Origin of the sequence: Arthrobacter humicola, assembly GCF_039531445.1 — a bacterium.
Lineage (GTDB): Bacteria > Actinomycetota > Actinomycetes > Actinomycetales > Micrococcaceae > Arthrobacter > Arthrobacter humicola.
Genome location: NZ_BAAAQB010000012.1, coordinates 191,055 through 215,974, shown reverse-complemented (window position 1 = coordinate 215,974; position 24,920 = coordinate 191,055). Strand labels below are relative to the sequence as shown.

At 68.2% G+C, this 24,920-nt stretch carries 26 protein-coding genes and 1 tRNA gene; 9 read left to right on the top strand and 18 right to left on the bottom strand.

The genetic code is table 11. The features are described 5' to 3' along the window. Positions 1–2: 2 nt before the first annotated feature. From ABD243_RS05430 to ABD243_RS05415, 4 genes are read right to left on the bottom strand one after another with little or no spacing between them, the layout of a single operon-like run. Positions 3–1,289, bottom strand: coding sequence for a DNA glycosylase AlkZ-like family protein (locus ABD243_RS05430; RefSeq protein WP_344362947.1), 1,287 nt, complete (start codon positions 1,287–1,289; stop codon positions 3–5). Positions 1,290–1,337: 48 nt separating this feature from the next. Further along, positions 1,338–2,561, bottom strand: a complete 1,224-nt coding sequence (locus tag ABD243_RS05425) for a glycosyltransferase family 4 protein (RefSeq protein ID WP_344362945.1) — start codon at positions 2,559–2,561, stop codon at positions 1,338–1,340. 4 nt (positions 2,562–2,565) lie between these two features. Then, on the bottom strand, positions 2,566–2,964 hold the full coding sequence (locus ABD243_RS05420) for a 6-pyruvoyl trahydropterin synthase family protein (protein WP_116768385.1): 399 nt from the start codon (positions 2,962–2,964) through the stop codon (positions 2,566–2,568). A 3-nt stretch (positions 2,965–2,967) separates the two neighbouring features. Further along, the gene (locus tag ABD243_RS05415) at positions 2,968–4,014 is read right to left on the bottom strand and encodes a dehydrogenase (RefSeq protein WP_344362939.1); all 1,047 of its coding nucleotides are present in this window, start codon (positions 4,012–4,014) and stop codon (positions 2,968–2,970) included. A 128-nt stretch (positions 4,015–4,142) separates the two neighbouring features. Between ABD243_RS05415 and ABD243_RS05410 the strand changes: the two genes are divergently transcribed. Together ABD243_RS05410 and ABD243_RS05405 are read left to right on the top strand one after the other, a co-directional pair. Then, positions 4,143–4,232, top strand: a tRNA-Ser gene (locus ABD243_RS05410). Positions 4,233–4,479: 247 nt separating this feature from the next. Next, a complete protein-coding gene (locus ABD243_RS05405; RefSeq protein WP_344362937.1) occupies positions 4,480–5,064 on the top strand; it encodes a dihydrofolate reductase family protein in 585 nt (194 codons plus the stop codon). A gap of 106 nt (positions 5,065–5,170) precedes the next feature. Here ABD243_RS05405 and ABD243_RS05400 read toward each other — a convergent pair whose 3' ends face one another. The 14 genes from ABD243_RS05400 to ABD243_RS05335 all read right to left on the bottom strand — a co-directional run bounded on the left by ABD243_RS05400 (position 5,171) and on the right by ABD243_RS05335 (position 19,891). Beyond that, entirely contained in the window at positions 5,171–5,371 is a 201-nt protein-coding gene (locus ABD243_RS05400) for a hypothetical protein (protein ID WP_344362934.1), read from the bottom strand. Between the two features lie 212 nt (positions 5,372–5,583). After that, positions 5,584–6,336, bottom strand: a complete 753-nt coding sequence (locus tag ABD243_RS05395) for an SGNH/GDSL hydrolase family protein (RefSeq protein ID WP_344362932.1) — start codon at positions 6,334–6,336, stop codon at positions 5,584–5,586. 161 nt (positions 6,337–6,497) lie between these two features. Beyond that, positions 6,498–6,764: a hypothetical protein gene (locus ABD243_RS05390; RefSeq protein ID WP_344362929.1), complete on the bottom strand. Its 267-nt coding sequence runs from the start codon at positions 6,762–6,764 to the stop codon at positions 6,498–6,500. A 108-nt stretch (positions 6,765–6,872) separates the two neighbouring features. Continuing rightward, on the bottom strand, positions 6,873–7,514 hold the full coding sequence (locus tag ABD243_RS05385) for a LutC/YkgG family protein (RefSeq protein ID WP_344362927.1): 642 nt from the start codon (positions 7,512–7,514) through the stop codon (positions 6,873–6,875). Then, entirely contained in the window at positions 7,511–9,082 is a 1,572-nt protein-coding gene (locus tag ABD243_RS05380; protein ID WP_344362925.1) for a LutB/LldF family L-lactate oxidation iron-sulfur protein, read from the bottom strand. Before ABD243_RS05380 ends, ABD243_RS05385 begins: the two co-directional genes overlap by 4 nt. Beyond that, the gene (locus ABD243_RS05375) at positions 9,079–9,882 is read right to left on the bottom strand and encodes a (Fe-S)-binding protein (RefSeq protein WP_344362921.1); all 804 of its coding nucleotides are present in this window, start codon (positions 9,880–9,882) and stop codon (positions 9,079–9,081) included. The genes ABD243_RS05380 and ABD243_RS05375 overlap by 4 nt, the downstream gene beginning before the upstream one ends. Beyond that, a complete protein-coding gene (locus ABD243_RS05370) occupies positions 9,879–11,438 on the bottom strand; it encodes a rhamnulokinase (protein ID WP_344362918.1) in 1,560 nt (519 codons plus the stop codon). The genes ABD243_RS05375 and ABD243_RS05370 overlap by 4 nt, the downstream gene beginning before the upstream one ends. Next, positions 11,435–13,486 carry a bifunctional aldolase/short-chain dehydrogenase gene (locus ABD243_RS05365; RefSeq protein WP_425547129.1) on the bottom strand — a complete coding sequence of 684 codons (2,052 nt, stop codon included), beginning with the start codon at positions 13,484–13,486 and terminating at the stop codon, positions 11,435–11,437. Before ABD243_RS05365 ends, ABD243_RS05370 begins: the two co-directional genes overlap by 4 nt. A gap of 6 nt (positions 13,487–13,492) precedes the next feature. After that, positions 13,493–14,659, bottom strand: coding sequence for an L-rhamnose isomerase (gene rhaI, locus ABD243_RS05360; protein ID WP_344362914.1), 1,167 nt, complete (start codon positions 14,657–14,659; stop codon positions 13,493–13,495). Beyond that, positions 14,656–15,030, bottom strand: a complete 375-nt coding sequence (locus tag ABD243_RS05355; protein ID WP_116767062.1) for an L-rhamnose mutarotase — start codon at positions 15,028–15,030, stop codon at positions 14,656–14,658. The genes rhaI and ABD243_RS05355 overlap by 4 nt, the downstream gene beginning before the upstream one ends. 129 nt (positions 15,031–15,159) lie before the next feature. Further along, entirely contained in the window at positions 15,160–16,245 is a 1,086-nt protein-coding gene (gene rhaS, locus ABD243_RS05350; RefSeq protein WP_425547128.1) for a rhamnose ABC transporter substrate-binding protein, read from the bottom strand. A 58-nt stretch (positions 16,246–16,303) separates the two neighbouring features. Then, positions 16,304–17,317 carry an ABC transporter permease gene (locus tag ABD243_RS05345; RefSeq protein WP_344362908.1) on the bottom strand — a complete coding sequence of 338 codons (1,014 nt, stop codon included), beginning with the start codon at positions 17,315–17,317 and terminating at the stop codon, positions 16,304–16,306. Next, a complete protein-coding gene (locus ABD243_RS05340) occupies positions 17,307–18,329 on the bottom strand; it encodes an ABC transporter permease (protein ID WP_116767064.1) in 1,023 nt (340 codons plus the stop codon). Before ABD243_RS05340 ends, ABD243_RS05345 begins: the two co-directional genes overlap by 11 nt. Continuing rightward, positions 18,326–19,891 (bottom strand): sugar ABC transporter ATP-binding protein, encoded by a 1,566-nt coding sequence (locus tag ABD243_RS05335; protein ID WP_344362889.1) that lies wholly within the window; start codon positions 19,889–19,891, stop codon positions 18,326–18,328. The genes ABD243_RS05340 and ABD243_RS05335 overlap by 4 nt, the downstream gene beginning before the upstream one ends. Positions 19,892–20,053: 162 nt before the next feature. Between ABD243_RS05335 and ABD243_RS05330 the strand changes: the two genes are divergently transcribed. The 7 genes from ABD243_RS05330 to ABD243_RS05300 all read left to right on the top strand — a co-directional run bounded on the left by ABD243_RS05330 (position 20,054) and on the right by ABD243_RS05300 (position 24,910). Next, positions 20,054–21,070 carry a LacI family DNA-binding transcriptional regulator gene (locus ABD243_RS05330; RefSeq protein WP_344362887.1) on the top strand — a complete coding sequence of 339 codons (1,017 nt, stop codon included), beginning with the start codon at positions 20,054–20,056 and terminating at the stop codon, positions 21,068–21,070. A 181-nt stretch (positions 21,071–21,251) separates the two neighbouring features. Beyond that, positions 21,252–21,812 carry an SRPBCC family protein gene (locus tag ABD243_RS05325; protein ID WP_344362883.1) on the top strand — a complete coding sequence of 187 codons (561 nt, stop codon included), beginning with the start codon at positions 21,252–21,254 and terminating at the stop codon, positions 21,810–21,812. 213 nt (positions 21,813–22,025) lie between these two features. Then, positions 22,026–22,271, top strand: coding sequence for a hypothetical protein (locus tag ABD243_RS05320; RefSeq protein WP_344362880.1), 246 nt, complete (start codon positions 22,026–22,028; stop codon positions 22,269–22,271). Further along, entirely contained in the window at positions 22,258–22,401 is a 144-nt protein-coding gene (locus ABD243_RS05315) for a hypothetical protein (RefSeq protein WP_344362878.1), read from the top strand. Before ABD243_RS05320 ends, ABD243_RS05315 begins: the two co-directional genes overlap by 14 nt. Positions 22,402–22,535: 134 nt before the next feature. Next, positions 22,536–23,153 (top strand): hypothetical protein, encoded by a 618-nt coding sequence (locus tag ABD243_RS05310; RefSeq protein WP_344362876.1) that lies wholly within the window; start codon positions 22,536–22,538, stop codon positions 23,151–23,153. A gap of 326 nt (positions 23,154–23,479) precedes the next feature. Next, a complete protein-coding gene (locus tag ABD243_RS05305) occupies positions 23,480–24,166 on the top strand; it encodes a YcnI family copper-binding membrane protein (protein ID WP_344363128.1) in 687 nt (228 codons plus the stop codon). A 114-nt stretch (positions 24,167–24,280) separates the two neighbouring features. Continuing rightward, positions 24,281–24,910: a DUF4232 domain-containing protein gene (locus ABD243_RS05300; RefSeq protein WP_344362873.1), complete on the top strand. Its 630-nt coding sequence runs from the start codon at positions 24,281–24,283 to the stop codon at positions 24,908–24,910. Positions 24,911–24,920: the final 10 nt, after the last annotated feature.

Genomic DNA, 24,920 nt, shown 5'->3' with positions numbered 1-24,920 from the left:
GGCTACCCGGCCCCGGAGGCTTCTGCAGATGCTGCGAGCGCATCGATGCGTTTTTGCCGGGTGGCCGGCGAGTCGAGGCTGAAGGCCCTGAAATCACCGAGGTCTTCGCGGATCCAAGCTTCCACCTCGGCGATCCGCTGCGTCACGGCGGCCGTGGGGCCGTGGAACAGCCACGGCACGATCCGTTCCTTGGCCGGTTCGTACTGCCAGAGCCCGATGATCCGGCCGCGGTCCAGGATGGGGTGGTCCGGGAGGTCCGCCTGCAGAGCGAGCGATTCCAGCGCCGGCTTGTGTTGGTCTTCGTCGGCGAGCAGGTCCGCCGCGTTGCGGCGCAGCAGGAAGAGTGAATCCGTTCCGGCGAGCAGTTGGATCTGTTCGTCTGCGGGTTCGTCGAAGGCGGCGAGGAGTCCGACGTCGTCGGGCAGCATCCACAGCGCGTCTCCCCCGGCGGCGTCCTGTGAGGTCTGGGCGGTGGGTACCTCGACGGCGCCGACGGCGGCGAGCGCCGCCTTGGTCTGCGCCACGGTGAACGCTGTGAACCACTGCGATTGTTTGAAGGTGGCGCCGCCGGTCCAGCCCAGGTAGCGGCGGATCAGCTCGGTGCGGGCGGCGTCGTCGTCAAAGTTGCTGGCCGGCAGGCCCCAAGGCTCGTAGGCGTAGTGCTGCTGGTCCAGGCGCCCGTTGGCGGGAACCCGGCGGATCCTGCCGTCCGACTGCAGGAGCCCCAGCGCGGTGGGCAGCGTGGTGGTGGCGCCCTTTTTCTTGCCTTCTTCCCCGAGGTTGCGGACGGAATCGCCGAGCTCGTCCTTGAGCTGCCGCGGATCCAGGGGCCTGTCGGCTTCGGCGAGCGTGTGCAGCACCTGCTCTTCCAGCAGCGTGACTTCGCCACGGTCCACGCCGAGCCTGCCCACCACCTTGAAGGCCGATTCGGCCGCGTCGCGGCCCAGCTGGAGCGCCCAGGCGAAGTCGTCACGGCCCAGGACGTAGGTGCAGCCGCGGGCGGCGGGGAGCTCGAGGATCCGGTGGGCGAGGACGTCGGCGTCCACCTGTTCGCGGCGGATGCCGGCGCGGGCGAAGAGGGTGAGGTACGGATTGGCACCGCCCACGGACCGGGCCCAGCCGGCCCGGGCGAGCACCTGCTCCGCCGTGGAGCCGGCCAGCGAGCCGTCCAGGCCCTGCCGGTGCCAGGCCCAGGCCCGGAGCCGTTCCCGGGTCAGGCTCTGCGGCTCCGGGATGTCCACGGGCTCTTTGACCGACGGTGCGTGCGTCGTCACAGGCTGGGTGCTCATGGGCTCATTCTCCAACAGCTTCTCCGTCAGCGGTATCAAGAAGGGGTATCAACCCGCACCGTCGGGTTTGCCGGCCGCTTTTCCGGCCTCTGCCGTTTCCGTCGCCAGGAACCCCAGCACGGTACGGGCGGTGGTGTCCCAGCCGGGCAACCGGCCGCGTGCGGCGACTGCCGTGTCCCGCCAGCGTTGCCTGAGCGCGGGGTCGCCCAGCCAGCGGCGCAGCAGGCCTGTCAGCGGGGCGGGGTCCGTTCCAAGGCCGACGGCGGCGCCCGACAGCGGCAGGTTCGGCACCGGCGGGGCGGGCGGCCTGCCGGCCGGGTTCCCAGCCGAGCTGCTCGGCAGGTTTTGTGGCGTGCCGGCGGCGAGGGCTTCGACGGCGCCGGTGCCCTCGCGCACCACTACGGGAATGCCGCGAGCCAGTGATTCGGTGACCACCAGGCCGTAGGTTTCGGCCCGGGAAATCAGCAGGCTGAGATCCGCCGCATCCCATTCGGCGTCGAGCGCTGAGCCCCGGAGCTCGCCGGGGATGCTGACCCTCCGGGCCAGGCCCAGCCGTTGTACCGTGTCCCGGAGTTGCGCGGCATAGGCCGGATCGGCGGCGTCCGAGCCGATGAGGGACGCCGTCCAGGGCAGGTCCGTGAGCCGTGATAGCGCTTCCAGCAGGAGCGCCTGGTCCTTGTTCGGCAGCAGTGCGGCCACGGCAATGAAGTGCGGGTCGCCGGAGCCGGCGGACAGGCTGCCCGGTGCCAACGGTGCGGGCGCGGTGCCGGGGAGGGCCACCCTGATGCCGTCCAGGCCGTGCCGGGCGCGGATGTCCACCGCGGCTGAACCGCTCGTGCAGATGACCCCGGCCGCGGCCTGGAGGGCCCGGTGTTCACGCTCCGGGTGGTCCGGCAGGGGCATGTGCAGCAGGATCCAGACCTGCTGGCCTGCGGCGGCGGCCGTTTCCAGTTCGTCGGGCGCTCCGCAGGCGAGGAGGCTGTCGACCAGCGTCACGGAACCAGGCGTCGGGCCCGTCGGGTCTGACCCCAAAGTGGCGCGACCCGACTCAGCAGGGGCGCCGGCGTCGGGCGTCGCGTGCAGCAGCCGGGCCAGGCGACGCCGGTCCGCGCCGCTGCCGCCTGGCCAGTCGCCGTCGAGCGGGCACGTCTCCACGTCCGCGCCCAGGGCGGTAAGTTCCCGGGCAAGTTCGGCGTTATAGACGTTACCGCCGGAGTTGTGCCGGACGTTCCCGGGCACCACGAACCGGATGCGCAGGCTGACCGGCGGCATCTGCTTAGCTGGCGTCGAAGTCCAGCGAGTAACTGGCCCAGGCATCGGGGGTCTCGCGCAGGGTGACGTCCAGCCCGGTGAGCGCGCGGCCGTCCCTGCCGATGCGGATCTGCGCGGCGACGCCGTCGCCGATGTACCGGGCCAAGGCCTCAGTGGTGCTCAGTTTGCCGGCGAAGTCGGGGTGCTCGTCGAGGTTCTTGTAGTTCAGCTCGTCGAGGACCTCATCCACCACGACCCCCGCCGCGCCGATGTCCAGCACGATCGCGTCGTCATTGAGCTCACGACGACGGAAGGTCACCTCGGTGACGAACGTGGCCCCGTGCAGGCCCTGGGCGGGGCCGAAGACTTCGCGGGGCAGGCTGTGGGCGATCATGAAGTTACGGCGGACGGTCAGACTGAACACGGGCTACCTCGTGGCTTCGATGGGCTGGGCGATGGATGGATCAGTGGACGGGGCTTCGTCTGACGGGTATTCGATGACGTGGCACAGGGCGTCCAGGGTTCCGTCGGCAAGTCGCTGGACGACGTCGGGGAGCTCCGCGAACTCCGAGGATCCGGTGAGGAAGACGTCAAAGACCGGGTCCTGCAGCAGGGACACGGCAAGCGCGAGGCGCTCGGCGTTGGTGCGGCGGTGCCGGCGGGCGCGCGCGACCTTGCCCACTTGGCTGGCCCGGATGGACAGGCGGCGGGCGTGGAAGTCCTCGCCCAGCGGCAGGCTGATTCTCCGGTCGGCGTACCAGGACATTTCGATGATGTCGCCCTCGTCGCCCACCAGCTGCAGGCTCCGCTCCAGGCCTTCCTGCGAGGCGGAGCAGTGGATCACGATGTCGCAGTCCGGGAGGGCGTCGTCGGGGTGGCTGAAGTCGACGCCGAGGGCGTCTGCGAACGCGCGCTTGGCGGGGTCGACGTCGATCAGCTGCAGCCGCGCCAGCGGAAAGCCGGCCAGGAGCCTGGCCACCGTTCCGCCGACGAGTCCGGCCCCGATCACGGCAACCCTGTCCCCCAGACGGGGTCCGGCTTCCCAGAGGCCGTTGACGGCGGTTTCCACCGTGCCGGTGAGTACCGCACGGCGGGACGGGACGCCGTCGGGGATCACGGTCAGTGACTGAACCGGGACCACGAAGCGGTCCTGGTGCGGGTAGAGGCAGAAGACGGTTCTGCCCGCCCAGCCGTCCGGGCCGGCCTCGACCACCCCGACGGTGAGGTAGCCGAACTTCACGGGGTAGGGGAAGTCCCCCTCCTGGTTGGGGGCGGCCATGGCCCCGGCGACGCACTCGGGGACGCTGGCGTGATGGACGACGAGCTCGGTGCCCTTGCTGATGCCCGAGTACAGGGTCCGGACGAGTGCCTCGCCGGGTCCGGGGGCGGGTAGTTCCTCGCTGCGGAGCTCACCCTGTTCCGGGCCGACGGTCCAGTAGGCGGTCGCGGTGGCGGGCCCTTGAGAAGTAGTCATGGTGCTTCCGAATCTAGTGCCCTGCCCGTGTGCGGGGAAGGGCGGCGCGCGCGGGCAACGGGTTTGTTCGGGTGCCGTCGCGGCTCGTTTTGTGGATGGGCGCCTTGCTCCGGTACCCTAGTCAGGTTGGTGACGTGTCCGAGCGGCCGAAGGTGCAACACTCGAAATGTTGTTTGGTGTCAAAGCCAACGTGGGTTCAAATCCCACCGTCACCGCCAGATAATAAGGCCCCTGCTTCCCTTTGTTTACAAGGGAAGCAGGGGCCTTTGCTTTTTCCGGAAAGTGCCGCGGTAACGCCGCACTTATAGACCGGCCCGTGCGACCGCGTGAGGAGACCGTCGGGGGCCAGCCCGCCGAGGCATTGGCGAGGATGCCATCACCTGCTACGATCCCCAGAATCCCCACATGACCGCATGCCGGTAGCAATCACTCAGGAGGTTCGCGGTGCCGGACACAACCTGTCACATGTCGATCTCGCTGGATGGCTTCGTCGCCGGGCCGGACCAGAGCCGCGAGAACCCGCTGGGCAAGCGGGGGCTCGAGCTGCACCGCTGGCACATCGGCGACCCGCGAGCCAACCATGCCGACAAAGTCGCGAACGAGTGGCTCATGCGCCCGCGGGGCGCGTATGTAATGGGTCGGAACATGTTCGGCCCGGTCCGCGGGGACTGGGATGAGGAATGGACCGGGTGGTGGGGAGCCGAACCGCCGTACCACGCGCCGGTCTTCGTGCTGACCCATCACGGACATGATCCGATCCAGATGGACGGCGGGACGACCTTCCACTTTGTCACCGAGGGCTTCGACGCGGCCTACTCTGCGGCGTGCCAGGCCGCCGGGGACAAGGGCGTGGACATCGCCGGCGGGGCCTCAACCGTCCGACAGGCACTGATCGCGGGTGTTATCGACGAGCTCACCCTCGACATCGCACCGGTCCTGCTCGGTTCGGGCGAGCGCATCTTCGACGGGGTTGAATCCTTCGGCTTCGAACCCGTTGAGGTGCTTCACTCACGGCTGGCCACGCACATCCGGTATCGCCGCGTCAGCTAACTCCGTAGGCGCTGAGGGCCGGCACCGGATGACGGCTGTTTGGAACGGAACGAGCGCACCAGAAAGCCCCGGACCGATTACCGGAGCCGGGGCTGTTCCTGGGTGCTTAGGAATCGGTGACGCGGCTTTCACAATTCTGCAGAACCCAGTTCTGAGCCCGCCAGATGACGTTGTAGAGGTTGTATGGCGCCACGTCGTAAGTGTCCCAGGCCTGGCCTACACGGGCGGTCCAGTCGGGGATTTCGCCGCAGCAAATGCGGTGCCCAAAAATGGCGAACAGGCGCGAAGCAATGGCGTGCTGAATCATGGAATGCCTTTCCATTGTCGCCAGCCCCCGGATGGGGCTAGCGTCTGCACGCGCTCATGACGTGCATCCTAGCGCGGCCAGGTGTGAGAGCGCCCCAACGCTTCAAGGTCTGCCAGCAGTTCCGCCGTCTTCGTGCGCAACAGTCCGGCAGCGGAAGCACCAGCATCGGCGGGATGCGGACGTTCAATGGCGACGGGCTCCGGGAGGGGAAGTCACGGCGGCGGGGTTTTCAGGGACGCGAGTATGCCTTGAATCATGCCTTTCAGGAATCGTTGTCCCTGGCTGCTGGGGTGTTCGTGGTCGGGCCCCAGGAGTGGAGAGCTGGGCCCGGCTATCCAATGCTCCGTGATCGGATCAACAAACTCTGCGCCTGCGTCGAGGGCAACTGTCCTCTCCTGGTCGCGGATTACATCAACATCCGCCTTCACCGGCTCAAAGGCCGTGAGGGGGCCGATGACGATCCTGGCCGCGTGGGGGGCCAGGGTTTTGCTTGTCGAAAGGGCGTCCGCGACGGCGGCTTTCAGGGCCGCCGGATCTTGGCCTGCATCGTTGTCCGAGCCAAAGAACACAACGATGTCTGTCGAGGCATTGAGCGTGGCGGCGATCTGCGACCCGAACGTCTCCCCTCCCTCTCCGGCGGCAAGGTAGCCCGCACCGTTTTTTGCCGCGTTGATGATGTCCACCGGGTGCTGCCCGGACTGCAGCGCCTGGCCCAGTTGGCGGGGCCAGGCTTCCTCCGGGGAGGTGCCGAACCCCGTGCTGAGGGAATCGCCGATGACCACCACGCGTTCCGGCGTCGTCCTCCGAGGGGTCTGGAATGGGGCCGGGGCGGCAGTGCTCTGCCGTGGGCTCGCTTGGGCCAAGCGGTGGTCGGCAGCCGGGGCGCAGGCAGCGAGAGCGCAGAGGACAGCCGACGCACCGAGTGCGGTCTCCAAGGTCGGCCGGCGGTGGCGGCTGCGGGTCACTGCGGCTCCCAGGTAGCGTCTCCGGCATGTCGCTTTGCCATGGTATCCAGAATAGACACGGGTCGATTCGGTAGCTACCGCACGGCAAGGAACCCCTGTCAGTCGCACTGACAGGGGTTCCCCCTATTTGCGGCCCCGGCTCCGGCGGGCGCAGGCACCGCTCAGACCCCTCCGTCGAGTTGCTCCATTTCCAGGCACGCGTCCTCGTAGGAGACCTCGCCGTTGCGGAAGGCCTGCTCGAGTTCCTTGGCTCTGCGCCGCGTGTAGGCCGTGCTGACTGTTCCGGTGATGCCGGCCTCGAGATAGTCGAGCCAGGAGTGGGCGGGCCGCTGCTCTCCGGCGGTGAGGTGCCGGCGGATCGACGTGAGGAACCAAGCGCCAGGATGCAGTAAACGCTGTGCATAGGCTCTGGGGTCGACTAGGTACATGTTTCCATGGTTCAACTCCCACCTGAGAAGACCATGAGTGTCGTCTGGGTGATCGGGCTGGCGGTGCTTTCCCGGAACCCGTCGCCACCCAACCGGAGGCCCTGCTACTCAGCCGCGCACGATCACGACATCCAGGGTCCGCGGGCCGTGGACCCCTTCGACTCGTTCGAGTTCGATGTCGCTCGTGGCGCTGGGCCCGCTGATCCACGTCTGCGGGCGGGTGGCGTCGAGCCGGCGCAGGGCCTCGGGCAGGATGGTCGTGATGTCTCCGGCGCGGACCAGGCAGATATGCCGGTCCGGAACGAGGCTGATGACCCGGCGGCCCTGATCCGGACTTGCGTCCAGGACTATGGTGCCGGTTTCGGCGACCGCCACGGCGCTGCCGGTGACGACGGCGTCCACCCCGTCCAGTTCCTCGACGCTCAGCCGGTGCCCCGGGGCGTCGGTGACGCGGCGGCCCGAACCGCCGTCGTGCGCGTCCGCCTCCGCGAACAGGGACTCCGCGAGGCCGTGCGGGACGGCGTAGCGGCCAGTGCCCTCGAGCAGCGCGGCGAGCCGCTGCGGCACCGCGGCGGCATCCTCAACGAAGACGTTCGCCTTGTAATCCAGGAGACGGTCCGTGAGCAGTTCGATGAGCGCGTCCTCGCCCAGTTCGGAAGAGCGCCGGTAGTCGCGGGGCACCTCCGGGACGGCCGGGGCGTCCCGGAGGGCCGAGCGTATCCGGTCGAGTATTTCTGCGCGCGCGTTCACGGGTTCTCCTCTGTACCGGCGGATCCTGTGCTGGGGGCCTCGGTGCCGGTCGGCCCAGGGCCGGGCGCCGCCGCACCGGGTGCGGCCGCCGGTGCCTGGTGTTCCTTGTTCCACCATTGCCGGAAGGACTGGCCCGGCGGTGCGGGGATGTCCCTGCTCTGGGTCCAGCCGGCGGCGATGCCCGGCAGCTTGGTGATCTTCTTGTCCGGGCCGGCGGCGAGCCGGCCCAGGGGCAGCGCCTTCTCGACCAGGCCGAGGTTCTTGCCGGAGGATAGCGCCCAGGAGGCGGCCTTCATGCCGAGGTCCATCTGGCTGGGCAGTTTCTTCTTGCCGCGTTTGCTGTCCACGTCCTCGCCGCGCAGGTGCACCAGGATGTCCGGGATGTTGATCTTCACCGGGCAGGCGTCGTAGCACGCCCCGCACAGGGACGAGGCGTAGGGCAGGGAGTTGTTCTCTTCCGCCGTGATCCCGGTCAGCAGCGGGGACAGGATCGCGCCGATCGGTCCCGGGTAGGTGGAGCCGTAGGCGTGCCCGCCGGTGCGTTCGTAGACGGGGCAGACGTTCATGCAGGCGCTGCAGCGGATGCAGTGCAGGGCGGAGCGGCCCATTTCGTCGGCCAGGGCGGCGCTGCGTCCGTTGTCCAGCAGGACGAGGTGCACGTTCTGCGGCCCGTCGTCGGGCGTGACGCCGGTCCACAGCGAGGTGTAGGGGTTCATCCGCTCGCCGGTGGAGGACCGCGGGAGCAACTGCATGAAGACCTCGAGGTCTTCCCAGGCCGGCAGCAGCTTCTCCACGCCCATGACGGTGATGAGGGTTTCCGGGAGTGTCAGGCACATGCGCCCGTTGCCTTCGGATTCGACTACGGCGAGGGTGCCGGAGTCCGCGAGGGCGAAGTTCGCGCCGGACACGGCCACCTTGGCACTGAGGAATTTGCGGCGCAGGTGGGCGCGGGCAGCCGCGGCGAGGCGGGCGGGTTCGTTGGTCAACTCCGGGTCCACGCCCTCCATTTCGCGCAGGAAGATGTCCCGGACCTGGGTGCGGTTTTTGTGGATGGCCGGGACCAGGATGTGGCTGGGTTTGTCGTGGTCCAGCTGGACGATGAGCTCGGCGAGGTCGGTCTCGAACGCCGCGATCCCCTGTTCCTCGAGGTATTCGTTGAGGCCGATTTCCTGGGTGGCCATGGACTTGACCTTGACTACCTCGTCGGCGCCCTGCTCCCGGATGAGGGAGGCGACAATGCGGTTGGCTTCGTCGGCGTCGCGGGCCCAGTGGATGGTCCCGCCGCGGGCGGTGAAGTTCGCCTCGAATTGTTCGAGCAGCTCCGGCAGCCGGGCCATGACGGATTCCTTGATCGCCCGGCCGGCGTCGCGCAGCTCCTCCCAGTCGGGGAGTTCGGACACGACGGCCAGCCGCTTGTCCCGGATAGTCCGGGTGGCGTGGCCGAGGTTTGCCCGCAGCTGGGTGTTGCCGAGTTCGCGGTGCGCGGCTTTGGGGAAGGGCTCGTGTTCGTGCAGGTTGCCGATGCCGAAAACGGGCAGGGACGGCATCCCCAGGAATGTGCCGCTCATCGTGCTGTCCTTCCGGTGGTGAGGCGGACGTCGCCGGTGACGGTGGCGGGATTCTCGAAAGTGCTCGCCAGGATCTCGGCGAAGTGCATCGTGGTGACGCCGCTGCGCTGCCGGGACAGGCCGCCGCCGATATGCATCAGGCAGGACGCGTCGCCGCCGGTGCAGAGGTCGGCGCCGGTGCCGCAGATATTGACCGTCTTGTCCGCGAGCATGGCCGAGGACACGTCCGCGTTCTTCATGGAGAAGGTGCCGCCGAAGCCGCAGCATTGCTCGCCCTCGGGCAGTTCGGCCAGCTCGATGCCGCCGACGGAGCGCAACAGGTCCAGCTGCCGGTCGCCGAGCCGGAGCAGCCGCATGCCGTGGCAGCTGGGGTGGTACGTGATGCGGTGCGGGAAGTAGGAGCCCAGCTGCGCCGCGGCGTCGGTGACGCCCAGGACATCCACCAGGAGCTGGGAGAGCTCGTAGGTCTTGTGTCCGACGGCGGCCGCCCGGGCTTCCAGCCCGGCGTCCCCGCAGCGGCGGGCGACCATGGGGTGCTGGTGCTTCACGGAGGCGACGCAGGAGCCGGACGGTGCGACGGCGACGTCGTACTCATCCGCCTCGAAGGCCTGCACATGGTTGGCGACGACCGGCAGTGCCTCCTTGAAGTAGCCGCTATTGACGTGCATCTGCCCGCAGCAGGCCTGCCCGGCGGGGAAGATGACCTCGTGGCCGAGGCGTTCCAGGATGGCCACGGTGGCGCGCGCCGTGCTCGGATACATGGCGTCCACGATGCACGTGGCGAAGAGCGCGATCCTCACAGGGCACCTCCACTGCTCATGGGGCTGGGGGCCGGACGGCGCGCCGGCACATATTCCGCGGGGTGCTGGGAGGCACGCACCACGGCGCGCAGCTCCCCCAACCCGCCACTGACCACACCGGCGGCGCGGGCCTGGACCAGGACGTTGCCCAGCGCCGTGGCTTCCACGGGGCCGGCGATCACGCGCTTGCCGGTGGCGTCGGCGGTGAGCTGGCACAGGAGCCGGTTCTGGGAACCGCCGCCCACAATGTGCACGACCTCGGTGCTCAGGTCCGCGAGCCGTTCGGCGTCGGCGATGGTCCGGGCGTAGCCGGCGGCGAGGCTGTCCAGGATGCACCGCACGATGTGCGCCGGATGCTCCGGGAGGACCGCGCCGGTGTTGCGGACCGCGGCCCGGATACGATCGGGCATGTTGGCGGGGGCGATGAAGTAGGGGTCGTCGGCGTTAATGAGCGGGCCGCCGGGAGGAAGCGCTGCGGCGGCGTCGAGCAGTTCCACCAGTTCCGGCCGGTAACCCTCTCCCGCCCACGTGCGCTGGCACTCGCTGAGCAACCAGAGGCCGCCGACGTTGCGCAGGTAGCGGATGGTGCCGTCCACGCCGCGTTCGTTGGTGAAGTTCGCGGCCCGGCTGGCCTCGGACAGGACCGGGTGGGACAGTTCGACGCCGACCAGGGACCACGTGCCCGAGGAAATGTAGGCGAAGTTGCGCCGCTCCGCGGGCACGGCGGCGACGGCCGAGGCGGTGTCGTGCGAGCCCACGGCCACCACCTTCGTGGCGGCGGTCAGGCCGGTCCGTTCCGCGATCTCCGGCAGCAGGGTGCCGACCGTCTCGCCGGGCTGGATCAGCGGTGGGAACAGGTCTTTGGGCAGGCCCAGGGCGGACAGGAACTCAGTGGCCCACTCCCCCGCGACGGCGTCGAAGAGCCCGGTGGTGGAGGCGTTGGTGGCCTCCGTGCGGCGCTGGCCCGTCAGCAGGAACCCGATGAGGTCCGGGATGAGCAGCGCCTGCAGCCCGTCAAGGTGGGCCTCGGTGGCGAGCTGGTAGATCGTGTTGAACGGCAGGAACTGCAGCCCCGTGGTGGCGTAGAGGCGGGCCGGGTCCAGGAGCTGGTGGACCCGGGCGACGGCGGCGCGGCTGCGGTCATCGCGGTAGCTGAACGGCGCCGCGACGAGGTCGCCGGCGGCGTTGACCAAACCGTAGTCCACGGCCCAGGTGTCGATCCCGATGCTGGCGATGCTCTCACCGCGGGCCGCGGCCGCCGTGGCGGCGGCCGCGAGCCCGGTGAGGACCTCGGCGAAGAGTGCGTCGAAGTCCCAGCGGAGACCGCCGTCGAGCTCCTTGACCCCGTTGGGGAAGCGGTGCACCGTCTCCAGCTCTGCCCGCCCCTCGATGACGTGGCCCAGGATGACCCGGCCGGAGGAGGCGCCGATGTCGACGGCGGCGAAGACGCTGCCGGCAAAGACGCTGCCGGCGGAGAGACTGCGGGCGGGCGCCGCACTGCTGTTCGTCACCACGAGTGCCGGGGCGGCGTTCGTCGCTGAGGGTTCCGTGCTCATCGCAGGAAGGCCGCGGCCACGCCGGCGTCGACGGGGATGTGGAGCCCGGTGGTGTGGGAGAGCTCGCTGCCGGTGAGCACGGCGGCGGCGTTGGCCACGTTTTCGGGCAGCACTTCGCGCTTGAGCAGGGTGCGCTGGGCGTAGTACTTGCCCAGCTCCTCTTCCTGCACCCCGTAGACGGCGGCGCGCTTGGCACCCCAGCCGCCGGCGAAGATCCCGGAGCCGCGGACCACGCCGTCGGGGTTGATCCCGTTGACCCGGATCCCGTACTCGCCCAGTTCCGCGGCCAGGAGCCGGACCTGGTGGGCCTGGTCAGCCTTGGTGGCGGAGTAGGCGATGTTGTTCGGGCCGGCGAACACGGAGTTCTTGGAGGAGATGTAGATGATGTCCCCGCCCATTTCCTGGTCGATCATCACCTTCGCGGCGGCCTTAGCCACCAGGAACGAGCCCTTGGCCATGACGTTGTGCTGCAGGTCCCAGTCCTTCTCAGTGGTTTCCAGGAGCGGCTTGGAGATGGAGAGCCCGGCGTTGTTGACCACCAGGTCCAGTCCGCCGAAGGCCAGGACGGCTTCCTGGATAGCTGCGGCGATCTGGGCTTCGTCGGTGACGTCGGCCTGGACGCCGATCGCGACGTCGGAGCCGCCCAGTTCAGCGGCCACGGCCCGGGCGTTGTCCAGGTTCAGATCCGCAATGACCACGCAGGCGCCGTCGGCGGCGAAGCGGGTGGCGATCGCCTTGCCAATGCCCGACGCCGCCCCGGTCACCAGGGCGATGCGGCCGGCGTGGGATTTCGGCTTGGGCATCCGGGCCAGCTTGGCTTCTTCCAGGGCCCAGTATTCGATCCGGAATTTCTCGGATTCCTCGATCGGGGCGTAGCTGGAGACGGCCTCGGCGCCGCGCATGACGTTGATGGCGTTGAGGTAGAACTCCCCCGCCACCCGGGCGGTCTGCTTGTTCGCGCCGAAGGAGAACATGCCCACGCCGGGGACCAGCACGATCGCCGGGTCCGCGCCGCGCAAGGCGGGGCTGTCCGGGGTCGCGTGGCGGTCGTAGTAGGCCTGGTAGTCCGCGCGGTAGGCGGTGTGGAGTTCCTTGAGCCGGGCCACGGAGTCCTCGATCGACGCGTCGGCGGGCAGGTCCAGGACCAGCGGCTTGACCTTGGTGCGCAGGAAGTGGTCCGGGCAGGAGGTGCCCAGGGCGCCGAGCCGCGGGTGCTCTGCGGCTTCGAGGAACTCCAGGACGGCGGGGGTGTCGCTGAAGTGCCCCAGCTGCGGCTTGTCGGTGGAGGCGAGTCCGCGGATCACGGGCGCCAGGGCGGCGGCCTTCGCGCGGCGCTCGGTCTCCGGGAGGGCGGCGTAGCCGGGAAGCTTCGGCCCGAAGGGTTCGTTCTTGCCGTGATCCTCGATGTACTGCTCGGCCTGCTCGATGATCCACAGCGAGTTGGCTTCGGCCTCTTCGCTGGTTGCGCCCCAGGCGGTGATGCCGTGGCCGCCGAGGATGGTGCCGACCGCGTGCGGGTTGGCGTCCTTGATCGCCGCGATGTCCAGGCCCAGCTGGAATCCGGGCCGGCGCCACGGCACCCAGGCCACCTTCTCGCCGAAGATCTCCTTGGTGAGCGCCTCGCCGTCGGTGGCCGTGGCAATGGCGATGCCGGAGTCCGGGTGCAGGTGGTCCACGTGCGCGGCGTCGACGAGGCCGTGCATGGCGGTGTCGATCGACGGCGCGGCGCCGCCCAAGCCGAACAGGCAGTAGTCGAACGCCGCAACCATTTCGTCTTCACGCTCGACGCCGGGGTACACGTTCTTGAGCGCCTGCAGGCGGTCCAGCCGCAGTACGGCAAGGCCTTCGGCCTTCAGCGTGCCCAGGTCCCCGCCGGAGCCCTTGACCCACAGGAGCTCGACGTCCTCGCCGGTCACGGGATCCTTCTCGGTGTCCTTGGCGGAGGTGTTGCCGCCGGCGAAGTTGGTGTTCCGCTTGTCCGCGCCGAGGCGGTTGGACCGGGAGATCAGCTCTTCAACAGTCTTGTTGGCTGTGTTCTGCATGTTCATGCCTGCTTACGCTCCCCATCCGGCTTGCTGGCCGCCGACGCGGTCCTCGTTGATTTTCTTCTGGTAGCCGCTGGCCTTGAAAGCGGCCATCGGGTCCGCGGGCAGGCCGCGGGACTCACGCCACTGCGCCAGCGCAGGACGGACATCGGTGTAGAAGGCATCGTTGAAGATGCTGTTGGCGGCCAGGACGTCTCCGCTGCGCTGCGCCTCGGCGAGGGCATCGGTATCGATCAGCAGGGCGCGGGCCGTCATTTCCTGGACGTTGAGCACGGAGCGGATCTGGCCCGGGATCTTTTCTTCCAGGTTGTGGCACTGGTCCAGCATCAGGGCCACGCCCGAGTCCTTACCGAAGCCGCCGCCGCGGATGACCTCATGCATGATGCGGAACAGCTGGAAGGGATCGGCCGCGCCGACGATCAGGTCATCGTCCGCGTAGAAGCGGGAGTTGAAGTCGAAGGAGCCGAGCTTGCCCAGGCGCAGCAGCTGCATGACGATGAATTCGATGTTGGTGCCCGGGGCATGATGACCGGTGTCGAGGCAGACGAAGGCCTTCTCGCCCAGGGCCAGGGTCTGGGCGTAGGAGGTGCCCCAGTCCGGGACGTCGGTGTGGTAAAAGGCCGGCTCGAAGAACTTGTACTCCAGCACCAGGCGCTGCTCCTCGCCCAGGCCGGCGTAGATTTCCTGCAGGGATTCGGCCAGGCGGTCCTGCCGGCCGCGCATGTCATCCTGGCCGGGGTAGTTGGTGCCGTCCGCGAGCCAGATCTTCAAATCCCGCGAACCCGTGGCGTGCATGATCTCCAGGCACTCAAGGTGGTGGTCGACGGCGCGGCGGCGAACCGCCGGGTTGGAAGAGGTCAGGGACCCGAACTTGTACTCATCGTCCTGGAAGGTGTTGGAGTTCACCGTGCCCAGGCCCACGCCCAGGTCCGCGGCATACTCCTTCAGGGCCGCATAGTCATCCACCTTGTCCCAGGGGATGTGCAGCGCGACCGTGGGTGCCAGGCCGGTGAGTTCGTGGACCTTCGCGGCGTCGGCCAGCTTCTCGTGGACGGTGCGCGGGGTGCCGGGGGTGCCGAACACCTTGAAGCGGGTGCCGGAGTTGCCGTAGGCCCAGGACGGGACCTCGATGGCGAGTTCCCCGAGGCGACCCAGGGCCGTTTCTATGGTGTTCATGATTGTTCCTTCTGCGGTTGGGGGTTGTCCTCAGCGGCGTTGGCCGCGGACAACTGGTCCTCAAGATTGAAAATTTCGGTGAGCTGGAGGAAGCCCTGGTCCGGCGCCTGTGCTTCGTCTTCGAAAAGGGTTGCCATCTCGGCCTGCCAGCGTGCGTTCACCTCGGTGAGGGCCATGCGGGCGCGCACTGCGTCGAAGTCGTCGCACTCCACATACCCCACCAGCAGCCCGTCGTCGGCGAGGAACAGCGAGTAATTGTTCCAGCCCGCTGCCTTGAGTTCCCGGAGCATCTCCGGCCAGACGGCGGCGTGACGGCGCCGGTATTCGGGAATCTGGCTGGGTTTGACCGAGGAGCGGAAGCACACCCTCATGAGGAATTCTCCTGATCTCGACTCTTGATCATTGAGTTGATTGAATCGATTCATTTAGACAATAGCATTGTGCGTGCTGAGTGAAGAAACTCCGGCGCTGATCATGACATCAGCGCCGGAGCGGGGTGCCTAGAAGTTGTACTGGTCCACGTTCGCGGCGGTGAAGACCGTGGGTTCGCCGAGCAGCACGGTGGAGTTGGGGCCGACCTTGAACTCACCCAGGGTGCCGGCCTTGAACGTCTGGCCTTCGGCGCCGGTGATCTGGCCGGAGGCGAGGGCCGCGCCGGCGTAGGCGGCGAGGTAGCCGAGCTTTTCGACATCCCACAGGGCGAACGACTTCATGGTGCCGTTCTTCAGGTACTCCTTGAGCTGGCTCGGGAAGCCGAGGCCCGTCAGCTGGACTTTGCCCTTGTACTCGGACCCGGAGAGGTACTGGGCGGCTGCGGCAATGCCGACAGTCGTGGGCGAGATGATGCCCTTGAGGGTCGGGTGGGCCTGCAGGAGCGCCTGGACTTCCTGCTGGGACTTCTGGGCGTTGTCATCGCCGTACGCGGTGGCGACGAGCTTGAGCTTGGCGTACTCGGGCTTCTCGAGTTCCTTCTTCATCAGCTCGATCCACGCGTTCTGGTTCGTGGCGTTGGCCGTGGCGGACAGAATGGCGATGTCCCCGCCGTCGGGACCGATGGCGTCGGAGATGAGCTTGATCTGGGTGGACGCGATGCCTTCAGCGGTGGCCTGGTTGATGTAGAGGTCGCGGCAGGAGGGGTCGGTGTCCGAGTCAAAGGTGACCACCTTCGCGCCGGCGCTGCGGGCCTCGTCCAGCGCCGAGCAGATGGCTTTGGGATCGTTGGCCGAGGTTGCGATGACGTTGGAGCCCTGCTGCGTGAGCGTGTTGATGTAGCTCACCTGGCTGGAGGCGCTGGCCTCTGAGGGGCCCACCTCGGAGAAGACGCCCTTGTACTCGTCCACCGCGGCCTTGCCGCCGCGGTCTGTGACCGTGAAGTAGGAGTTGTTCAGCTGCTTGGGCAGGAAGGCCACCTTCAGGCCTTCCTTGATCGGCGCATTCGGATCCGCTGCGGCGCTGGAAGATGCGGCCCCTCCGCCGGCGGTGCTGGAGGTGTTGGTGGTTCCACCGCAGGCGCTAAGCGCCAGCGCGAGTCCCGTGGCGACGGCGATATAGGCCGGCGCGAGGCGACGGGATCCGGTCGTGGACATGAATTTCATAGTGGTGCCTTTCAACTGAACGTCGTTGTTGCTGTGGTGTGAACGGTGGTCAGGTCGTTGAAGCTTTGTGGGAGAGAGAACGGACCCAGGCGATGGCGTTAGGGGCGACGACGGCCAGGATCAGGAGGCCGCCGGTGAGCATGGACAGCGTGTCCTCGGGGACGCTCGCCAGCTGGAGAGCGTTGCGCAGGATGGCCAGAAGCCCGACGCCGGCGATGACGCCCGGAAGGGTGCCCTTGCCGCCAAAGATGGACACGCCGCCGAGCAGTACTGCCGCGATGACCGACAGTTCCAGGCCCGTGGCGTTATCGCCGCGTGCGCTTCCGTATCGCAGGGTCCACCACACGCCGACCAGTGCCGCGACGGTGCCCGAGATGACGAAGAGCCAGAACTTGGTCCGCGCGACGCCGATTCCCGAGAAACGGGCGGCGTCCACGCTGTAGCCGATGGCGAACAGGGAGCGGCCGAAGCCGGTGAAGTGCAGGGCGACACCGAAGATGATGACCAGGAGGATGACCGGCAGAATCCAGACGGGAATGCCCGTGGTGCCGATCTTTGCCTGCAGGCCCGTGGTGATGGCCCGCGGGAAGCTGGTGACCGCCTGATCCCCCAGGACAACGAAGGCAAGCCCTCGGTACAACGCCAAGGTACCGATGGTCACGGCCAGGGACGGCAGCCCGACCACGGAGACCAGGAAACCGTTGAGCGCCCCGGACACGGCGCCGAGGACAAGGCACAAGGGGACGATCGTTTCCATCGGCATCCCGGCGTTCCAGAGCGCTCCGAACACGCAGCTGACGAAGCCTGCGATGCTGGCGACGGACAGGTCGATCTCGCCGGTGATAATGATCAGCGTCATCGGCAGCGCCAGGAGCAGGACCGGGATCACGTCGATGAGGAGGAACCCGACGTTGCGGGAGGTTGCGAAACCGCTCACGGTCAGGGAGGCGACGATGATGCTGGCCACGAGGGCCAGAATGATGGCGGTGTCCCAGCTGCGCAGGAAGCCGAAGCGGGGGGCGCGGCGGGTTTCTGCTGCCGGCGGTGCTGTATCAACCAGCATGTGAATCGTGTCCTCTCAGACGGCGCTCGGTGCGCAGGGCAAGGTATCGGTCCAGGACAATCGAGGCCAGGATCAGGACGCCGATCATGGCCCGCTGCCAGAACGGCGAGACGCCCAGGACCGGAAGGGCAGAGGTGATGGTGGTCAGGAGCACGGCGCCGAGGGCTGCCCCGTAGACCGTGCCGACACCGCCGGCAATGGCCACCCCGCCAACCACGGCCGCGGCCACGACGTTCAGTTCAAGGCCCTGGCCCGCCGTCGCGTCCAGGTTGCCGTACTTGGCTGCATAGATGACCCCGCCGAGTCCGGCGAGGGCGCCGGAGATTGCGAAGGCGGAGAAGACCTTCCGCCCGACCCGGATTCCGTACAGTCGGGCGGCCTGGACGTCTGATCCGATGGCGTAGAACTCGCGTCCGGAACGCAGGTTCTTCAGGTAGAGGCCGAAAGCCATGACGACCGCGAGGGCGATCAGGGCCAGGTAGGGGAATCCCAGCAGCGTGCCGGCACCGAGGGCCAGGAAGTCTGCCGGCAGGTCGGAGGGGCTGATCTGCTGACCCTGGGCCCAGGCGAAGTCAACGCCGCGGAAGATGTACAAGGTTCCCAGGGTGACCACCAGGGCCGGCACCTTGGCCACCGCGATCAGCGCCCCGTTGATGGCCCCCAGCATGGCGCCGAGGGCGATGCCGATGACGAGCATGGCGATCACGGGAAGATCGGGCAGCGCTATGAAGATTTTTCCGGTCGCGAATGCTGTCAGTCCGAGCACTGAGCCGACCGACAAGTCCACGTTCTTCGTCACGATCACGATCGCCTGGCCGACGGCGAGGATCACCAGGATAGAGGAGTTCAGCAGCAGGTCTTTGATGCTCTGCGCGCTCAAGAACCGCGGGTTGGCCGCTACTGTGACGGCGATCAGGATGACCAGCGCGAGGAACACGCTGAATTCACGGGATCGGGTCAACGTCCCCAGCCAGGCCGTGGACGGCTGACGTTGCAGGGTTAGGGTGGTCACGCTGTTGTCTCCTTGGTTTTCGGGTCGACTCCCGTGGCGGCCGTCATGACCGATTCCTCCGTGGCGTCCTTGCGGCTACGTTCGGCGGTGATCCGTCCCTCGTGCATCACCAGTACGCGGTCCGACATGCCCAGGATCTCGGGCAGTTCCGAGGAGATCATGAGGACGGCCAGGCCCGTGCCCGCGAGCTCGGAGATGAGCCGGTGCACCTCGGACTTGGTGCCGACGTCGATTCCGCGGGTGGGTTCGTCGATGATCAGGATTCGCGGGCCGGTGGCCAGCCACTTGCCCAGGACGACCTTCTGCTGGTTGCCGCCTGAAAGAGTCGAGATCGGGGACATAGGAGACCCCGCCTTTATCTGCAGCTTCTTGGCCCATTCCTTTGTGGCCTGGGCCTCGGCCTGGTTGGTGAGGAGGCCGAAACGGCTCAGTTTCCGCCGGAGCGTCAGGGTGAGGTTCCGGCTCACGTTCAGCTCCATGACCAGGCCCTGCTTGCGCCGGTCCTCCGGCACGAACGCGAGCCCGGCGGCCATCGATGCCCGCGGGGACAAGGATTTGAGCGGCGCGTCGCGGACCAGGACTTCACCGGAGTCGTATTTGTCGATGCCGAAGACGGCCCGCGCCACCTCGGAACGCCCGGCGCCCACAAGGCCGCTGAGGCCGACGATTTCGCCGGCCCGCACGGTGAAGGAAATATCCGAGAACACGCCCTTGCGGCTGAGCCCCTTCACCTCGAGGGCGGTAGGCCCGATCGTCGTTTCCTGCTTCGGGAACAAGGACGCGACGTCGCGGCCGACCATCTGCCGGATCACGCCGTCGACGGTGAGTTCGGAGGCCGGGGCGGTGGCGACGTGCGCGCCGTCGCGCATCACGGTGATCCAGTCCGCCAGGGCAAAGACTTCCTCGAAGCGGTGGGAGATGAACATTACTGCGGCCCCCTGGGCCTGCAGGGTCCGGGTGACGGCGAAGAGCCTGTCAACTTCGACGCCGCTGAGCGCCGCCGTCGGTTCGTCCATGATCAGGACGCGCGCGTCGAGCGAAATGGCCTTGGCGATTTCGACCACCTGCTGGTCGGCGATCGAGAGACCCTGTGCGGCCCGGTCGGGATCGATCTTGACCCCCAGCTGCTCAAAAAGCTCCAGGGCCTGCTGGCGCATCGCCTTCCGGTCGATCCTGCGCAGGGAGCGCAGCGGCTGCCGGCCCATGAAGATGTTCTCGGCGACAGTGAGATCCGGGAACATGGTCGGTTCCTGGTAGATGACGGCGATCCCTGCCTCGCGGGCATGGAGCGGATCCCGGAACGAGACCTCCTCGCCATCCAGCAGAACCTGACCACGGTCCTGCTGGTGCAGTCCGGCGAGGGTCTTGACCAGAGTGGATTTGCCGGCGCCGTTTTCTCCGACCAGCGCGGTGACCTGACCCCTGTACAGGCTGAGGCTGGCGCCGCGCAGCGCGTGCACCGCGCCGAAGGACTTGTGGATATCCCGCAGTTCCAGAAGCGGAACATCTGCCGCCTCGGCCCTCCGGGTGCTCCGAACCGTGGCGTCCTGTGCTTCGGCCATGTCCGTTACTCCTTTGTAATGAATCGATTCATTTGTGAACCTACTCACACGTTAGGGCTTGTTTCCGCTGCGTGTCAACCAGCAAACATCCGGGCGGCCAATGTGAACGACGTAACATTGAAGGAGTGGATTGATTCGATTCAGTGATTGGGAGGTTCTTACGTGTCAAGCGGCCCGGGTGCAAAGCTGAAGGATGTCGCCGCGCTTGCGGGGGTTTCCGTCGGCACTGTTTCGAATGTCCTCAACCGGCCGGAGCAGGTCTCGGTCGACAAGAAGAGCCGCGTCCTGGCTGCCATCGACCAGCTGGGATTCGTGCGCAACGAATCGGCCCGGTCGCTGCGGTCCGGGTCCACCCGGAGCCTCGGCATGCTGGTACTGGACGTCCGGAACCCCTTCTTCACCGATGTGGCGCTGGGGGCCGAAAACGTCGCCGAAGACCACAAGCACTCCCTGATCCTGGCCAACAGCGCCGAGGACACGGGGCGGGAGTTGGCCTATCTGGACCTGTTCGAGCAGCAGCGCGTCCAGGGCGTCCTGATCACCCCGTTCGGCCAGGTTCTGGAGCGGCTCGAAACCATGCGTGCCCGGGGCATCCCCTCGGTGCTCGTTGACCGGCTCGCACGCACGGATCAGTTCTGCTCGGTTTCGGTGAACGACGTCGCCGGCGGCGCGACGGCCCTGACCCATCTCCTAAGCGTCGGTTCGGTGCGCCCGGCGTTCGTGGGCGGTCCCTTCACGCTGCAGCAGGTCGAGGACCGCTACCGCGGTGCCGCCGACGCGGCCGAAGCGGCGGGGGTATCGCTGCAATTGTTCGAAACGCCCGACCTGAAATTTGAGCGCGGGCGCCAGATCGGCGATCTCATCGGAAATCTTCAGCCCGAAAAGCGGCCGGACGCCGTGTTTGCCGCCAACGACCAGCTGGCGCTCGGGCTCCTGCAGTCCTTCGCCGCCAACGGGCTCCGCGTGCCCGAGGACATCGCAATCGTGGGCTTCGACGACATCGACTTCGCGTCCCAATCGAGCATTCCGCTCAGCTCCATCAGCCAGCCGCGTCACCTGATCGGCGAGCGTGCCGCCCAGCTCCTTTTCGACGAAATCGACGACGAGAACGGTCACGTCCACAGCCAGGTGGTGTTCACGCCGGAACTCGTTGCCAGGCAGAGCACCCGGCGCCACTAGCGAGCCCCTGCCCTGCGCCCTTCAGGACCGGGGGCATGTGCCCTTTCGCCCCGTCCGGAGCGCACGCTCGGGCTTCCGCCAGGCCCATTGACCGGACGCACCCTTCTGGGTACGGTCACGTGCATCGATCCGCCCCGGCCGCTGCATCGCCTACGGCTGGCGAACATTTCGGGAGGCCCCCATGGGCAGCACAGACTATGAGTTCCGGACTGTCTGGCGGGTGGCTGGCACTCCGGAGGAGGTCGCGGCCGTCCTCGGCGACGCCACCGCCCTGCCCCGCTGGTGGCCGTCCGTCTATCTCAGCGTCGAGCCGGTGGCCGGCGGTCCGGAACCCGGGCCCGGCGTTCCCCGCCCCGTGCGCCTCCATACGAAGGGCTGGCTGCCTTACACGCTCCGGTGGACGCTCACGGTCACGGAGCCGGTCACCAGCCGCGGCTTCGCCCTCACCGCCGCCGGCGACCTCAACGGCACCGGCCGCTGGACCTTTGAGCCGGACGGGCCGGAAACGGTCATCACCTACGACTGGCGGGTCAGCGCCGCCAAGCCGCTGCTGCGGCGGCTGAGCTGGCTTTTCAAACCCGGTTTCGCCGCCAATCACCGCTGGGCGATGGCCCGCGGCGAGGAGAGCCTGGCCCTGGAGCTGCGCCGTCGCCGGGCTGCAGCGGGGATCGCCACCGGCGCAACGCACCCTGTTCCACCGCCGCCGCGGCCCACCTTCGCCTGGCTGCGGTGGCGGGCCTGAACCGGCCGGCAGCCCGCGCCGGCGCGCATGACAGCGATGCGGAGCGGAAGGCGTGGCGCCCAAACTCCCGCACTGTCCCCGCAACGGACTCCCGCACTGGACTCCTGCACAACGAGACGGAAGTGTCTCATTCAGTTGACCATTGAGCCGACAAGCCATTCCACGGTTAGCTGGATCACATCAACGTTTCCCCGTGACCTTTCAGGAATCCTCATGACTTTGCAGAAGAACCGGCCCTCCGGCGGCCCCGCCCACTGGGACGACGTCGAGATCGGCGACGCCGTCCACCTCCGCCGGGGCGGCCGCATTGAGTACGCCGGACGCGTCGACAACCGCACCGCCGACGGCGCCGTCGTGTGGGTGCTCTCCGACGGCGGACGCCGGCAGCTGTTCCATGTTGCCGACGGCTTCGAACTGACCGTGGCAGACCCCGAAGGAGCCCGTCATGCTGACAACTGAACGCTCCGCACCCCTGGTGCGCCAGCCGACCACCCTGTCCGGCACCGCAGCCGGGACGGACACCTGGGCTTCCGGCGCCGCCTCCTGCCCCGATGACTGCCACTACTGCTCGGGCCCCGAGACCGACTAGCCGCAGCGGCTTCCCTCCCCCGGGCACTCCCGCACCTCCCCGGCGCCAGCCGCCCGGGCCCCTCAGCTCCCGCGCGCCGGTAGAATCTGGTAGGAAACCGCGACCCGCGATCAGCGACCCGTCAGGAGGACTCCGTGCGACTACACGACGCCCGGGTTCCTTTCCATTCCCTCCGGGCCGCCCTCTTCGCCACCACCGCGGTGACGCTGGCAGCCTGTGCCCACGTCGTCTCCGGCGGCCAACTGCCCGGTTCCGGCATCCTGGTTGCCATCCTGGCCCTGACCGGACTGGCCTGCACGGTTGCCACCCGGCTCCATCTTGGGTTCCCGGCCGCGGCCGCCCTCCTGGGCGCCGGGCAGGTGGTCCTGCACGAGGCCTTCACCGCGTTCGGCGGATCCGTTGCGGGGACGCCCGCCGGCGAGCCAACCCACCACGGCCTGGCCGTCATCCCCGCTGGGACCCTCACCCATCTTCAGCCCCATGAGCTGGACTCCCCGCTGGCCCTGTTCATGCTGAGCGGCCACGCGCTGGCCACTCTTGCCTGCGCGCTGCTCCTGGCCAAGGGCGAAGACGCCCTGTGGGCCCTCGCCGCCTGGCTCCGGCCGCTAGTCCAGCTCCCGTCACCGGTGACGCCCGACGCCGGCCCCGCACCGGTGCCGGCCGGCTGGCCGGCGGACTGTGCCCCGCTCCCCTGGCGGAACCTCCGTCCCGATAGCCGCCGCGGCCCGCCCGCCGCCGTCGTACTTCCCTGACATCCCTCCGGCCGCGGCCGGAGCTGTCCCGCTCTGCTGTGCCCTCAACCGGCCCGTTCCGATCCGGCCTGCGCTGCCGTGCGCTGCCCTGCGCTGATCGAATCCGCCCGTTCTGGGCCGCCTGTGCTGCCCCGTCCTGTCCTGGGCTGGGCTGATCCGCACAGCCATGAGCGGTAGGAGCCGCCGCGTCCACCCCCACCTTCGCGCTGCCCCGAGCGCAGCGCGTCCGCCTGAAAGGCACCCCTACCGTGAAAACCACACTGCACGTCTCTGCCCTCCGCCGCACCATCTCCGTCACGGCCGTGGCCGGCGGAACGGCGGCGCTGATGCTCGCCGGGCTTCCGGCCGCGTCCGCGCACGTCGAAGCCACCCCGGACAAGACCGCCGCGAACTCGTACGCCCTGCTGACCTTCGGGATTCCGCACGGCTGCGATACGTCCGGGACCACCAAAATGACCATCACCCTGCCCGCCGAACTCAACGACGCCCAGCCCACGGTGAACCCGAACTGGACGGTGCAAAAGGTTGTGGAGCAGCTGCCCGCGCCCAAGAAACTGGACAACGGGACGTCCATCACCAAGCGGACCAGCCAGATCGTCTACACGGCCAAGGCCCCGCTGGACCCGGAACTGCGGGACACCCTGGTGCTCTCCGTGAAGCTGCCCGATACTCCGGGGAAGACCCTCTACTTCCCCACCCTGCAGACCTGCGAGCAGGGTCAGACCGACTGGTCGCAGATCCCGCAGGAAGGCCAGGACGAGGAATCCCTCAAAACCCCGTCACCGTCTGTGACGGTCACCGACGCCGTCGCAGGCGCGGACGGCCATTCGGCCCACACTGCCAGCGTTGAGGCCGCCCCGGCAGCAACCCAGATGGCGTCCGTGGACGACGGCGGCGCGCAGGCCCGGAGCTGGGGCGCCATGGCCGCCGGGCTAGGCGGCCTAGTGCTCGGCGGGGCAGCATTCATCCGAAGCCGCACCAAGAACGGCAGCAGCTCCGTGACCCAGAAGTAACGCGCAGCGCGGTTGACCTCGGTTGATGCCCGGAAATCACAATCCGGGCATCAATCGGGGCTCCGTCGCCGTGGCGTCGTTGACTAAGGCATCGGCGGGCATAAAGGTGGAGCCATGAGGTCTCAGCGAATGAATCATGCACTGCTTGTGACAACGGCTGCCGTCGCGGCCCTCCTGCTCAGCGGCTGCGGGGGCAGCGCGGCGCAGACCCAGTCGGCGACGTCACCGGCTACCGCGTCGGCCAGCCCGGCCAGCCTGCCCGCAGCCTCCGGCGCCGCAACGGACACCTCTGCCGCCCCGGCATCGCAGGCGGCCCAGTCCGGCCCCGCGCTGTGCAAGGCCGCGGGCCTGACGGCCACCACCGACTCTACAGGCGGCGGCGCGGCGGGCAGCGTCTACATGAAACTGATCGTGACCAACTCCGGCACCGAGCCGTGCCTGCTCAAGGGCTACGCGGGCGTCTCCCTCACGGCAGGGGCCGACGGCGAGCCGATCGGCGCCGCCGCCACCCGCGACGACTCCACGCCGGTCACCGATGTCCAGCTTGCCCCGGGCCAGGCCGGTGTCGCCACCCTGCGCTATACCCAGGCCGCCAACTACGGGGACTGCACCCGGACGCCCGCGGCAGGATTCCGGGTCTACCCGCCCGAGGACACCGCTTCCCTGTTCCTCGCGCAGCCGCTTGATGCCTGCAGCAACACCGAGATCAACCTGCTGACCATCGGGGCCTTCCAGCCGAAGTAGCCCCAGACGC